This is a genomic window from Wolbachia endosymbiont of Protocalliphora sialia (assembly GCF_053891855.1).
Window position 1 is genome coordinate 1 of record NZ_JAIUJX010000002.1, and the last position, 13,341, is coordinate 13,341.

General features: G+C 33.2%; 11 protein-coding genes, 1 tRNA gene and 2 pseudogenes. 13 read left to right on the top strand and 1 reads right to left on the bottom strand.

Annotated features, from left to right (window positions below):
• Positions 1 to 197: 197 nt before the first annotated feature.
• The 12 genes and pseudogenes from LB100_RS00955 (at position 198) to LB100_RS01010 (ending at position 10,649) form a co-directional block, all read left to right on the top strand.
• Positions 198 to 1,616 carry a carboxypeptidase gene (locus LB100_RS00955; protein ID WP_456201051.1) on the top strand — a complete coding sequence of 473 codons (1,419 nt, stop codon included), beginning with the start codon at positions 198 to 200 and terminating at the stop codon, positions 1,614 to 1,616.
• Positions 1,617 to 1,636: 20 nt separating this feature from the next.
• On the top strand, positions 1,637 to 2,704 hold the full coding sequence (locus tag LB100_RS00960) for a rod shape-determining protein (protein WP_007302210.1): 1,068 nt from the start codon (positions 1,637 to 1,639) through the stop codon (positions 2,702 to 2,704).
• 220 nt (positions 2,705 to 2,924) lie between these two features.
• The gene (gene mnmA, locus LB100_RS00965) at positions 2,925 to 4,037 is read left to right on the top strand and encodes a tRNA 2-thiouridine(34) synthase MnmA (RefSeq protein ID WP_456201053.1); all 1,113 of its coding nucleotides are present in this window, start codon (positions 2,925 to 2,927) and stop codon (positions 4,035 to 4,037) included.
• 112 nt (positions 4,038 to 4,149) lie between these two features.
• Positions 4,150 to 5,406 carry a WD1261 family protein gene (locus LB100_RS00970; protein ID WP_456201055.1) on the top strand — a complete coding sequence of 419 codons (1,257 nt, stop codon included), beginning with the start codon at positions 4,150 to 4,152 and terminating at the stop codon, positions 5,404 to 5,406.
• A gap of 80 nt (positions 5,407 to 5,486) precedes the next feature.
• Positions 5,487 to 5,993 (top strand): inorganic diphosphatase, encoded by a 507-nt coding sequence (ppa, locus tag LB100_RS00975; protein ID WP_264336379.1) that lies wholly within the window; start codon positions 5,487 to 5,489, stop codon positions 5,991 to 5,993.
• A gap of 330 nt (positions 5,994 to 6,323) precedes the next feature.
• A tRNA-Ser gene (locus tag LB100_RS00980) sits at positions 6,324 to 6,414 on the top strand.
• Positions 6,415 to 6,532: 118 nt separating this feature from the next.
• Complete coding sequence (locus LB100_RS00985; protein ID WP_143689898.1) at positions 6,533 to 7,660, top strand: SurA N-terminal domain-containing protein; 1,128 nt, start codon at positions 6,533 to 6,535, stop codon at positions 7,658 to 7,660.
• Positions 7,661 to 7,693: 33 nt separating this feature from the next.
• On the top strand, positions 7,694 to 8,323 hold the full coding sequence (locus LB100_RS00990) for a ferredoxin reductase domain-containing protein (RefSeq protein WP_017532354.1): 630 nt from the start codon (positions 7,694 to 7,696) through the stop codon (positions 8,321 to 8,323).
• The gene (locus tag LB100_RS00995) at positions 8,307 to 8,834 is read left to right on the top strand and encodes a 5-formyltetrahydrofolate cyclo-ligase (protein ID WP_264336377.1); all 528 of its coding nucleotides are present in this window, start codon (positions 8,307 to 8,309) and stop codon (positions 8,832 to 8,834) included. Before LB100_RS00990 ends, LB100_RS00995 begins: the two co-directional genes overlap by 17 nt.
• Before the next feature lie 120 nt (positions 8,835 to 8,954).
• Positions 8,955 to 9,296 (top strand): annotated as a pseudogene (locus LB100_RS01000) (IS4 family transposase); the annotation flags it as partial.
• An 87-nt stretch (positions 9,297 to 9,383) separates the two neighbouring features.
• Positions 9,384 to 10,132 (top strand): annotated as a pseudogene (locus tag LB100_RS01005) (IS5 family transposase).
• Between the two features lie 115 nt (positions 10,133 to 10,247).
• Entirely contained in the window at positions 10,248 to 10,649 is a 402-nt protein-coding gene (locus LB100_RS01010) for a hypothetical protein (RefSeq protein WP_456201057.1), read from the top strand.
• Here LB100_RS01010 and trhO read toward each other — a convergent pair.
• Positions 10,646 to 11,491 (bottom strand): oxygen-dependent tRNA uridine(34) hydroxylase TrhO, encoded by an 846-nt coding sequence (gene trhO, locus LB100_RS01015; RefSeq protein ID WP_456201059.1) that lies wholly within the window; start codon positions 11,489 to 11,491, stop codon positions 10,646 to 10,648. The two genes, LB100_RS01010 and trhO, sit on opposite strands and share 4 nt — an antisense overlap.
• A gap of 130 nt (positions 11,492 to 11,621) precedes the next feature.
• Between trhO and LB100_RS01020 the strand changes: the two genes are divergently transcribed.
• Positions 11,622 to 13,220 (top strand): ABC transporter permease, encoded by a 1,599-nt coding sequence (locus tag LB100_RS01020; RefSeq protein WP_264330844.1) that lies wholly within the window; start codon positions 11,622 to 11,624, stop codon positions 13,218 to 13,220.
• Positions 13,221 to 13,341: the final 121 nt, after the last annotated feature.

Below are 13,341 nucleotides of genomic sequence, written 5' to 3' on the forward strand. Positions count from 1 at the left end.
AAGAGTTTCTTTTTGGTTTTACAGATTTCGTCTGTTCAGGCTTTCAATTAACTTTCTGATAAGATGCTCAGTTCTTAGCAATGAGGTACAATAAAAGAATAAAATACAATTTTTTATTGTACTTTAAGCAAATATACTTTTAACTTTATTATTAATCTATTACGATATTAAGCAGATGTTTCAAAGCAATGATAAAAATGGAATCTTATAAGTTTTTAGAGGAAGTATTAGATAAGGTAAGGAATATCGAAAACATACTAGAACTAGTAAGTAAAAGCCAATTGAATGTAGAGGACAAAGTTGAACAAATGTGTCTTCTAGGGGAAATCAAACATGAAATTATCTCTCATAATGCAATAAAAGAATCATTAGCAAATGCTCTTAGCAACAAGAAGAGTGCGAACACTCAGCAGCTAAAGTTAATAGAGAAAATACATAAAAGCAATAGTGCTATTCCTGTTGATTTAGTAAAATCTTTGCTCAAAGCTAAGATTGAATGCCAAAACTTACGGAAGATAGCTAATTCTGAAATCAGTAATTTAGAAAAGCTGAAAGAACGCTTTGCTGATCTAATCAAACTCGCTCGTGAAGTAGCTTCTATAAAATCGCAGCAATTAAAGTGCTCAAAATATGACTCACTGCTTGCTGATTATGACTCTAACATCACAGAAAAGAATATAAAGGAAATATTTCCTAAATTAGGCAAATTTTTTAGTGAAAATGTAGAGAAAGTAATTCAAAAGCAGAAGAAGGATAAGGTTACTAATATACAAAAAGTTACGGTTCAGAGACAGATTGAACTTAGTTCCTTATTCTTACAGCAAATGAGTGTTACACCAAATGAGATTTCCATTTCTTATTACGATCCTATCGATTATGATGAATCTGACCTTTGTTATGGTTTATTTTTACTTTTACGGCATACTGGTCATGCAATTCATCAAAAATGTTTAGCGCAAAATTCTATAAAGAGCTCAATTACTAAACATATTATGTATGAAACTCAAGGATTATTCATGGAAAGGATCATTGGAACATCCAGAGAATTTATTGAGTTCATTCAACCACACATAAAGGAGAAACTTTCTACAAAAGGCAAAATTAATAGTAGCGTTGAAAATTTGTATTTGATTTTCAATAAAGTAAATCTTTCATCTTTTTTGAAGAATGCAGATGAATTTAGTTTATTGGCTCACATTATGCTAAGAACTAAATTAGAACAAGATCTAATAAATGGTACGTTAGAAGTTAAAGATCTACACGATAAATGGCTGGAAGGTATGAAGCATTACAAGATTTCAGTAAAAGCTAAAAATGAGCTAGACACTTATTTTCAAGATGAGTATTGGATAAGTGGTGTTATAGGCTACTTTCCTATTAAAGTCATAGCGTTAATCGCTGCTGTGCAGTTTTTTTCTTTCATTAAGAAAAATCATTACGAATTTTTAGATTCTATAGTAAAAGGAGATTTCAGTTTACTTATCGATTGGTTCTCTAAAAATGTATATAGTGCAAATTATGGCTTTTTGGAACAGCTAAAAAAGGTAACAGGTAGGGATTTAGATATTGAGTGCTACACTAGTTACTTATCTGAAAAGTATAATTTGTCTCAATAAATGGTTTTCTTGAGTTGTGTATGAGTTTTGTTCAGAATTTAATCAGAAATTTTTTTACTTTCAAAGGTTTATTTGCTAGCGATATTGCTATAGATCTTGGTACTGCAAATACTTTAGTTTATCAGAAAAGTCAGGGGATAGTGCTTGATGAACCCTCAGTTGTAGCAAGAGTAAAAGAAAAAGGAAGTTACGTTCCTTATGCTTTTGGCAAAAAAGCTAAGATGATGCTCGGAAAAACACCCGGAGAAATAGAAGCGATAAGACCCTTGAAAGACGGAGTTATTGCTGATTTTAAAAGCGCGGAAGAAATGTTAAAATATTTCATACGCAGCGCAAACACAAGATTCACTGTTAATAAGCCTAGTATTATCATATGTGTTCCATCTGGATCTACCCCAGTTGAAAGGCGTGCTATACAAGATGCAGCAGAAAGTGCTGGTGCAAATGAAGTATTCTTAATTGAAGAACCAATGGCTGCAGCAATTGGGGCTGGACTTCCAGTTACCGAACCTGAAGGTTCTATGATTGTTGACATAGGAGGTGGTACAACTGAAGTTGCAATTATTTCTTTAGGTGGAATTGTTTATTCACGTTCTGCCAGAGTAGGTGGTGATATTATGGATGAGGCAATAAAGTCATACATTCGTGAAAATCATAAGTTATTGATTGGCGAAACAACTGCTGAAAAAATTAAGAAAAACGTCGGTTCAGCCAGTCTGCCAGTTGAAAACAACAAAGAGGGAATGATAATTAAAGGCAGGGATTTAGTGAGTGGTATGCCAAAAGAAATGCTTTTATCAGAATATCAAGTTGCAGAGAGCCTAATAGAGCCTGTACATCAGATAATTTCTGCTATTAGAACTGCACTGGAGAGTACTCCACCTGAACTTTCTTCTGATATAGTTGATAGAGGAATAATTTTATCTGGTGGAGGTGGGTTATTGCGCAACTTGAGTAAAGTTATTAGTGAAACAACAAAATTACCAGTTCGTGTTGCAGATGATCCACTTTGTTGTGTTGCCCTGGGTAGCGGAAAAGTACTTGAAAACATGGACTATTTTGGCCATGTTTTATTCAAGCAAGATTAAATTGTTTTTGAAGATCGAATTGTTTTTATGGAATTATGTAATATAAATGAGATCCCAGTGTCACGCATCAAGTAATTTAAAGGCAACTTCCAGCAGGAAGGGGTGTCATCCCAGCGCTTGACACTGGAACTTGACTACAAATAAGTACGCTGTTTCGATGAAATTGTGTAATAGAAACTGGATTCCAGTGCTTGACACCAGGTTTGTGTTTATAAATTATATGCTAAAAGAATTTGAAATTGAACCTTTATTAAAAGATAAAGCTCCGCATCAAACTAAGGCTATTGTTGCAATGTCCGGGGGAGTTGATAGCTCCGTTGCTGCAGCACTGCTGTATAACCTTGGGTACGAAGTGATAGGTGTGACTCTTCAGCTATATGGCACTGATGGCAATGCTAATGCAAGAAAAGGTGCATGCTGCGCTGGACAAGATATTTATGACGCCAAACGCGTAGCTGAAAGTGTTGGCTTTCCTCATTATATTTTAAATTACGAAGAAACCTTTAAAAAGGAAGTAATAGAAGATTTTGCGAATACTTACATGCGTGGGGAAACCCCCATACCATGTGTAAGATGTAACCAAACAGTAAAATTCCGTGATCTATTGCAAGTCACAAAAAATCTTGGTGCGGATGTGCTCGTAACAGGACATTACGTAAGAAGATTAGAAGAAAATGGTGAGGTGAAGTTGTGCAGAAGTATTGATAAAAGTAAAGATCAAAGTTATTTTTTGTTTGCTACAACTGAGGAGCAGTTAAAGCTTTTGCGATTTCCACTAGGTGGGTTCTATAAAAGTGATATAAGAAAATTAGCAAAATATTTTAGCTTACAAATCTCTGAAAAGCCGGATAGTCAAGATATATGCTTTGTTTCCGAAAGCTATAGTAAAACAATAGCTAAATTAGCTCCACAATCTGTACAGAAAGGTAAAATAGTAGATATTCATGGAAAAGTGCTAGGTGAGCACAGCGGCATAGTAAATTTTACAGTGGGGCAGAGAAGAGGCCTCTGCATTGCACACAGTGAGCCTCTTTATGTAGTAAGAATTAATACAGAAAATAATGAAGTTGTAGTAGGCCCGATCAATGCTCTAATGCAAAAAAAGATATTGGTCAAAGAGTTAAATTGGTTAGAACAACCAAAAGAAGGCATGGAAGTAACTGTGAAGCTCAGGTCATCACATGCAGGAAGCTCAGCGACAATATATTCAACTGACGAAAAGAACAAAGCCTGTGTAATTTTAAACGACGATTACTTTGGCATCAGTCCAGGTCAAGCCTGTGTAGCATATAAGGGCGAACAAGTTATCGGTGGAGGGTGGATATGCTCCTAACTTGGTGGTTTAATTTTTTAATGCAGAATGTAAACATACAATAAAATTTATTGCTGTTTTATCCTATATTCTTTATACTATAAAGATAATTATTATATTGTGGACTAGAAGGATGGTTAAAGAAATTGAGGAGCTAATAAAAATTGTTGGTAAAGGCAATTTATTAGAGGCCTTGTTTATTTTTTTAGGCAATTTTCAACATGCTAACTTACATCATTGCATGGATTACAGAAATCATATAGGTCTATCCGAATTCATTAATAAAAAAGAACAAGAGCCATTAGATAAATATTTTAACTTAAAATTTAGTCTACAAGGGTTGTTCTTAATTTATACTCAAGCTTATAAAATTTTAAGCGGAAGTAATAATCCGAGCACTCAAGATATCATAGATGAAATATATAAAGTTATTAAGGAGTCTGAGTTAGGTAAAGACATACACGAAATAGTAGATGGAAGAAAATTAGATTTACTTAACGCTTTGGCAAATCCAAAGAGAGAATCAATATTTAAAACAGTAGAAGATTTTGAAAGCAAGGTACTAATTAGTGTTAGAAAGTTACTAAGTGAAGAAAATGCATTAAACGAATATGACAGAGAATTTGCATTAAATAAATGCATTATTGACTTATATTATTCTATTCATCAAGACATAAAAGTAGACAGTGGTGTAGTATTGTTATTTTCTATACTTGGTAACTATCATAAACTTTCTGAATATCACAAAGAGTCTATAAAAAAGGAAAATTTACCAATAATAGATAACATGGTTGTTCTCACATATATAGTGAATTTAGCTGTATTACTGCAAAGTATTAATTTGAAAGATCAAAATAGAGCCATTAAATATACCCTGGATTGTGGAAAGATAGGTACTCTAAACAGAACATTCAATATATCGGCGTCTGCACGTTATAATGATCAAGGTTTTTTATTCTTGAAAAGAGTTGGACCAATTTTGAAACAGCTGTTAAAGGAGCAAAATAGCAATAAGTTTGAAGAGAGGATAATAAACAACACACATTATTCAGCACCGCAAGAAGAGAATGAATGTAGGCCAAATTTCATCCTCAGCAAGCAAAATCACAAAAATACATTCTGTAAACTTATTTTAGGTATGTTTGTATTGTCTGTTGGGTTATATGTTGCTGATTATTTCCTTATGGAGCAAAAATTATTTAATCCAATAAAAGGTGTCCTACCACAGGATAATTTTGCTAATCTAGTAATTGCTGCAATGCTTACTATCGTAATAGTATATGCCTTATCTCAATTATTGAAACCACCACAGGAACCACCACTTTCAACAGTCGATGGTGCAATTATTAATGATCTTACAAATGGTCCTATACAGTCCAGGCGTTCATGAATCTCTACTTATAAATGATAAATGTAGCACTTTTAAAGTGTATGCTATATAATATCTTCTCTTGAATAATGAGGTAATCCATGGATTTAAGCAAAATAACAACAAAACCAGATGCAATAAGTGTAGTAATTGAAATAAGTGCAAATGCTGAGCCTGTAAAGTATGAATTTAATAAAGAGCTTGGGTTGTTACAAGTTGACAGATTTTTGTCTACCTCAATGACTTATCCTTGCAATTATGGGTTTATACCAAATACCTGCGCAGGTGATGGTGACCCTGCGGATGTTTTGGTGCTAACTCAATTTCCTTTAGCGCCTGGAGTTTTGATATCGGTGCGTCCAGTAGGTGCATTACTTACCAAAGACGAGAAAGGAGAGGATGAAAAAATATTAGCTGTACCTATCTCCAGTGTTGACAGCTATTATGAGAATATAAAAAACTATTCTGATTTATCTAAAAACTTACTAGATAAAATAGCTCATTTCTTTTCTCATTATAAAGATTTAGAAAAGGGAAAAACGGTGACAGTTGGAGAATGGGCTAATGTGGAAAAAGCAAAAGAAATCATTGAAAAAAGTAGAAATTAGTTTGCGTTGATTTAGCCTTAAATTACAGTTATTCGGAAAAATGTTGTTGTTTTTAATGGGTAAATATTGGTATCCGTTCAGGATAGCGGTAAGGTAGTATAACCATAGAGTAAAAGTGAGTTTACAACAAATGGTGTCATCCCAGTGCTTGACACTGGGATCCAGTCCTTTCGCACAAAAAACGTTGTAAAGTAACTTAGTTGGATCTAAGTGTCAGCTACTCTGATGACAAGACAGGTTTCAATATTTGCATGCATCTGAACAGATACAAATATTGCAATTAAAAGCATTAGACAGGCAGTAAAGGTCTTGATATTATAGTAATAATTTGGAAGGGTGGCCGAGTGGCTGAAGGCGGCGGTTTGCTAAACCGTTATACGATTGAAAAGTCGTATCGAGGGTTCGAATCCCTCTCCTTCCGTATATTATTGTTTAGGTATTCATTACAGTAATTTCACCCTCTTTTTTAATTATTAAAAAGTTAGCTAGCGTTTATTCAGTATTTATTATAGAATTAGTTATTAGCTAAATAATTTTATATGCATAAAATACTAATTTTGATATTAATAATGCTGCCGCTTAGGTTACTTGCAACTGAGATTGAAATTGTTGCAGATGTAAATGGTGAGCCAATTTCAAATTTAGATATCGAAAGACGTATAAACTTCATAAATTCATTGCTTGGCACTCAGAAGATTAATCAAAAAGAGGTAAAATCTCAAATTCTAAGACAGTTAATAGACGAAATTATCATTGTCAGCGAAGCACAGAAGATGAATATAGAATTGAGTAACGAGGAGTTAAATAATGCTGTCACGTTATTCTTAACTCAAAGTTTAAAACTTAAGGCTGATGAAGTTGATCAATACGTAAAAAAGCATAATATAGATCTCAATACCCTAAAAAAACAAGTAAAGTGTCAGCTACTGTGGAACAAGATTATTGAAGTAGGAGTTGTACCGCTTATTAATATCAGCGATCAAGAAGTGGATGATGCAAGAAAGCAAAAAGAGAAGTCAGATTACCTTATTACGTTTCAGGAGTTCATAATTCCCGATCAGAAGATAGCTGAAGACTTAGTAAAAAAATTACGTACCAGTAATAATCCAGAATCTTCAATAAAGATGCGCAAAGCAACAGTTAATTTAAGTCAGCTAAAAGGTACTCTCAAGGACGTTTTGGAAAGATTAGAAATCAGTGATGTAGCAGGTCCGGTTAGTTTAAGCGAAGGTTACTCTGTTATAAAAGTCATAGATAAGGTACAGCTCGATCATACACTGCTGAAAAGTACTTTAAAACTGAAACAGGTTGTAGTTGAAGGTTCAGAAAGTTTACTCTCTAATTTTAAGGAGCAAAAGGTCAGTTGTTTAAATTTTGAAAAGTTAGCAGATGATTTCAAGTTGCCAAGCGTAAAAGAGTTTGAAATAAAAATGCGAAATTTAAATCCTGATTTACAGATTTTATTTAGTAAAACAAATATGAATGAAATAGTAGAATTAAGAGAAAATAGCACTGCAAAGTTGATGATGTTATGTGATATCAAAAATAATGCAATGGATATAGAAGCAATCAAACAGGAAATGTATCAACAAAAGATTATGATACAAAGCAACCTGTTATTGGATAATATGCGTAAAAATGCAGCTGTTAGTTATCAGTTTAATTGAAGTTAGAGAGGTTTTCTACTCCATAAAAAGTTTATGAAGAATATAATGCTCATTGGCGGTGGAGTTGGAAATGCAGTGTTATTTTCGATAGGCAAAGCTTGTCTTGAAAACAATCATAAGGTTTTATATTTCGCTGGCTATAAGAAATTAAGTGATGTATTTAAACGAGCACTGATAGAACGTGCATCAAACGTGACAGTTTGGGCATGTGAAGAAAGATTGATAGAAACAAGCAGAGAACAGGATAAATCCTTTCATGGTAATATAGTTGATGCAATAATCTCATATCAGCAAGGAAAGTTAGGTAAAATTACTATTAGTTTAAACACTATAGATAAAATCATCACTATTGGTTCTGATAAAATGATGAAAGCTATAAATGAAGCTAGAAAAACAATTTTAAAACCATACCTAAAACCAAATCACGTAGCAATATCATCTGTTAACTCTCCTATGCAGTGCATGATGAAAGAAATCTGCGCTCAATGTATTCAGCAACACATAAATAAGGAAACAGGAGAAATAAGTTTTGTTTATAGTTGCAGTAATCAAGACCAGGATATGGAGCTTGTTGACTTTGATTTTTTAAGTGAGCGCTTGAAGCAAAATAGTTTACAAGAAAAGCTCACTGCAAAATGGATAGAACATGTTCAAAGACACTAAACAGCACAAAGAGGAACTAAGGAAGCAATATAGAACCATAAGAAAAGATATTGATGAAAGTTATTCTAATTATGCAGCAAATTCTCTTATTAATCTTTTTAGTCAAAACTTAAGTTGCGTTAAAGGTAAAACAATAGCAGCGTACATTCCAACAGACGGAGAAATTAATGTTGTGCCTTTGATGCATCGTTTGCTTGATTTAGATTATAAAATAGCAATTCCTAATAAAAATAAGTTATTAAAATTTGAGGAATGGAATAAAGCAGATGAAGATATAATACCCGATACAATCATTACTCCTGTTATTGCTTTTGATGATCATTTTAATAGGTTAGGTTTTGGCGGTGGTTGGTATGATGAAATGATAAAAAAATTACGGCCACTTGGAAAAATATTTATAGGTGTAGCCTATGAGAAGCAATATTGTAAAAATTTACCTGTGGAAAAACACGATCAAAAATTGGATATTATAATTACTGAGATGTGTGTTAGATTGAAAATGGAAAAGTAGGGATCTATTCGGGAACGTTTAAAAAAGGATAGGCATCAAGTTAAGGAAATAAAGGTATGAAGAAGATAGGATAAGAAGATATAAAATTCTCTCGGATATATTTTAGTGAGAGAACTAATGATGAATAAAATAACTTGCTTATCAAATTACCTCAACAAATTTTTTAATGAAATGGCAAATAATTGAAACAGAAAAGGAAGAGAAAATTGAGTAATTGATGATTCATAAAAGCTATAATTTTGGGTAATATAGGGGTTACAAACTGCAGCATAGATACAATGTGTCGATTATTAAATGAAGAATCTGTGATAATAACGAAACAGGGTTTAGATTTCAGGTTTACTAAAGAAGCAGTAGAATTTATGAAAAGAATGTACAATGGCTTTATTTTAAAATACCCTGCAAATTGATTGTAGAATCTTGCAGCAATTTAAAAGCGTCAAGTTATTGGATAGTAGCTTTGCCTAAGAACCTGTTAAGAATCTTGGAGAGATGAGGTAAAATAGGCATAGATTTAAGAAAGAGGTATATCTATGCAAAACAAGTGATATAAGTCGAAAGCAATTTGAAAAAATCAGAGCAATTTTAGAAAATAGTAGAAAGAGAACAAAACCAAGAAAACTTGACTTATATCATGTGTTTTATGGAGTGCTATACGTCCTAAAAAGTGACTGCCAGTAGACCAAAGAACTTTCCAAGGTATATATTACTATTTTCAAGCTTGGAATAAAAAGAATGGAGAGGAATCAAGTTTACTAGTTAAAAAAAATTAGTTGGAGAGCAACAATGGTCGAAAAGAGAAAACCAGTTTCTGTATAATTGATGCCCAAAGTGTTAAAAATACAGATACCGCTGAAAGTAAAGGCTATGATGCTGGTAAAAAGATTTCAGGCATAAAACGCCATATTGCAGTTGATACCCAGGGTTTACCACATGCAATTTATGTAACAACAGCAGACACAACTGATCGCAGCAGTGCTATGAAAATGGTTGAAAGTGCGCAAGAAAATCTCTCTGAGGTCAAAAATGTACTTGTTGATGCAGGTTACACCGGAGAAAAATTTGCAACTCAAATAAAAGATATTATCGGTGCAACTGTTGAGGTTATAAAGCGCAATGAGTTATATTCTTTTGTTGTGCTTCCAAAGAGATGGGTTGTCGAACGCTCTTTCGCTTGGTTAGAAAAATGTAGACGATTGTGGAAAAATTGTGAGCGTAAACTTAATACTAGCCTACAGATGATTGTTCTCTCCTTCGTTTCTCTCCTAATTACGAAGATTTTAAACAGGTTCTTATAGCGCTTTAGTCCCACCTATAGTAGTAAGATTATCTACTTATTATTGTATGGGAATTTACCAATTATTAAGATAATCAGTGTAGTAAAAACATATTCTAATAGTATGGAAAAATAAAATGACATTTGAACAATCTATAAAAAATGGCGTTATAAATTTACATAATTTGCGTAGCAAAACAATAGGTGAGCTTATCGATTGTTTAAAAACAAGAGACGATATCAAAGAATTTGCTTTTCAAGGTGATGATACTGATCATAGTATACAATATAGGAAAGGTAGAAATATTAGTAATAATATGAAACTTAGGTGTATAGGTGCAGCAATTGGTTTAGTTGCTGGTCTAGTTGCAGCATGTTATTTAGGGCAAGAAACTTTAACTCTTATCGGTGTTTCTGGTGTAGTGTTGATTGCATTTGCTATAGTTGGTGCGTTACTTGGAGCTGGAGCGGGTTATGTTGTAGGTAAATGCCTTGATAAAATTAAGGTTACAAATATGCAAAGAGAAATAAATTGTTAAAGGTTCGTGTTGTATTCTGAATTTCTTTCAATACTTAAAGGTTTACAATCAGAGCAAACTACCTGGCCACGTGGAACTGATTTCAGCTCATCAGTTGAAACTTTACTTGAGCAGAATATGCATTTTATTTTATCACTTGGGGCGAGTGAGTGATCAACAGCAATTCTATCATCAAAAACAAAACACTCGCCTTCCCAATTACCACTTTTATTACCAGTTTTTTCAAGATAGGAAAGAATACCGCCTTTAAGATGGTAAACATCTTTAAATCCAAGGCTTTTCATATATGCTGTAGATTTCTCACATCTGATTCCACCAGTACAGTACATAGCTACTTTCAGGTCTTTACTCTCAGAAAATGACTCTGCCCACTGAGGAAAATCGCGAAAACGTTGAGTATGTGGGTTAATTGCATTTTTAAACTTGCCTAGTTTTACTTCGTACTCGTTTCGTGTGTCTATTACTAAAACATCAGGTTGAGAGATAAAATCATCCCAATGTTCTGGATCAACGTACTGGCCTCTAACGGAAGTACCGAGATTACTTACACCAAGATTCACAATTTCTCTTTTTAATCTCACTTTCATCTTACTAAATGGTTGATATTCTGCCGAGCTCTCTTTCCAAGTAAGACCTTTTAGCCTGTCATCAGAACGTAGAAAATCAAGTATTTTATCAATTGCGTTTCTTTCTCCAGATACAGTTGCATTAATACCCTCTTCTGCAAGGAGTATAGTGCCTTTTAATTCAACGTTGTCGCATGCAACTTTTATTTCGTCTTTCATGTCATAATAATTAGAGAGTTTTACAAAATGATAGAAAGTTGCAATGACAAAACTCATAATTAATTAGTTTATCGATTTAAAACATAATATATAAAATTATGAAGATATTCAATAGGACGGCTGTTAATTACTGGATATCTTTAGTTTTTGCATATAACATTTCAATATCAAATATAGATTCAAGTTAATGTTTCTGAGAGTATTTAAAAATATATTCTTGTTTTTAGTAAGTGTATTATTTGTCTGCCCTATACTATCGTTAATATCGATTCTATTTACAGAATCAGCAAACTCTGGATGGGTAATTAGTAGACTTTTTCCTGAATATATACTCAATACGTTGATTTTGATGGTAGGAGTGGGGTTAATATCCTTTATATTTGGAGTAATTCCAGCTTGGCTTACTACATTTTTTTCGTTTCCCGGAAGTAGAATTTTTGAGATTGCCTTATTCTTTCCGATATCAATTCCTGGATATATAGTATCGTTTGTTTATGTAAACACGTTAGAGTTTTCAGGTCCAATTCAGAGCTTGTTAAGAGATACTTTTCAATTGAGCAAAGGTAACTATTGGTTTCCCGAGATCAAATCCCTAGGTGGTGGAATACTAGTAATGGGATTTAGTCTATATCCATACGTTTATATGTTGGTCCGCTCAAGTCTAAAGAGCGTTAGTAACTCAGTCACTATTGCATCAACACTTGGGTTCTCCTCATTACAGAGTCTGTTTTCTGTCATCATACCCTCCATACGTCCATCAATTATAGCTGGGTTATCCTTGGTACTAATGGAAGTAATTACAGATTTCGGCACACCACAGTTTCTTGCTATCGATACTTTCACGACAGGAATATACCGTACTTGGTTTTTATTGCATGACAAATATTCAACTACTGTTTTGGCAGTTGCAGAACTGATTTTCGTTGCAACACTAATAGTTATCGAGAAAAAACTACAAAAAAGAGAAATATCTTACTCTTCAATCAATACTAATGCAGATTATCACAATAAACGTAGTATAAACGGTTCTATATCGTTGATCTTTTCTTATCTTATGTGTTTATTGCCGATATTAATAGGCTTTATTTTACCAATGATTCCACTTATATATTGGAGCATAGAGAAAGGCTTTTTCATATACGAAGCAAGATTTTATAATATAATAACAAACAGTATTAGTTTATCATTTATTACCGCGCTAATCTCGATCAGCATTGCAATAATTATTGGATATACAGCACGTAAAAATAAGGTAATAAGCAATATAGCACGTCTCATTTCTCTTGGATATGCAATTCCAAATGCAATTATTGCAATTAGCATAATAATGTTTTTAAGCAGAATATCTTCTTTCATTACTCAATATATTGTAGAAATTAGCTTGGTAGGAACTATTGGCGCATTAGTTTACTCATATTTATTTCGTTTTTTTGCTATATCTTTCAAGGCGATAGAGTCGGGACTCAAAAAAACACCAAATGAAATTGAATGGACTGCATATACTATGGGTCATGGGCCTATTTCCACGTGCCTGAATATTCATATTCCCCTTATCAAGAAAAGCATACTATCGGGATTTCTGCTCGTGTTTATGGATACGGTAAAAGAACTCACGGCAACACTAATTATCAGACCATTTAATTTTGAAACTATATCAACTAGAGTATATGAACTTGTCAGCGATGAGCGTTACAGAGAAGCTGCCCCATTTTCGTTAATGATAGTTATTATAGGTTTAACCTCTACAATAATCTTATTCACACTTGATGATAAGAATCAAAAATAAACTATTTTGCATCTGTTCAGCAGAGTAACAAAATAAGATAGACGAAAAAAGACAACTATAGAAGCAAATGGTCAGTGCTTTCGTGTTTATCAACTTAGTTGGATCTCAGTATCAGCTACTC

Excerpts from the sequence above, each read along its gene's own strand:
- LB100_RS00955 (WP_456201051.1), top strand. The coding sequence starts at position 198 with ATGGAATCTTATAAGTTTTTAGAGGAAGTATTAGATAAGGTAAGGAAT.
- LB100_RS01010 (WP_456201057.1), top strand. The coding sequence starts at position 10,248 with ATGACATTTGAACAATCTATAAAAAATGGCGTTATAAATTTACATAAT.
- LB100_RS00970 (WP_456201055.1), top strand. The coding sequence starts at position 4,150 with ATGGTTAAAGAAATTGAGGAGCTAATAAAAATTGTTGGTAAAGGCAAT.
- LB100_RS00990 (WP_017532354.1), top strand. The coding sequence starts at position 7,694 with ATGAAGAATATAATGCTCATTGGCGGTGGAGTTGGAAATGCAGTGTTA.
- ppa (WP_264336379.1), top strand. The coding sequence starts at position 5,487 with ATGGATTTAAGCAAAATAACAACAAAACCAGATGCAATAAGTGTAGTA.
- LB100_RS00960 (WP_007302210.1), top strand. The coding sequence starts at position 1,637 with ATGAGTTTTGTTCAGAATTTAATCAGAAATTTTTTTACTTTCAAAGGT.
- trhO (WP_456201059.1), bottom strand. The coding sequence starts at position 11,491 with ATGAGTTTTGTCATTGCAACTTTCTATCATTTTGTAAAACTCTCTAAT.
- mnmA (WP_456201053.1), top strand. The coding sequence starts at position 2,925 with ATGCTAAAAGAATTTGAAATTGAACCTTTATTAAAAGATAAAGCTCCG.
- LB100_RS01020 (WP_264330844.1), top strand. The coding sequence starts at position 11,622 with ATGTTTCTGAGAGTATTTAAAAATATATTCTTGTTTTTAGTAAGTGTA.
- LB100_RS00985 (WP_143689898.1), top strand. The coding sequence starts at position 6,533 with ATGCATAAAATACTAATTTTGATATTAATAATGCTGCCGCTTAGGTTA.
- LB100_RS00995 (WP_264336377.1), top strand. The coding sequence starts at position 8,307 with ATGTTCAAAGACACTAAACAGCACAAAGAGGAACTAAGGAAGCAATAT.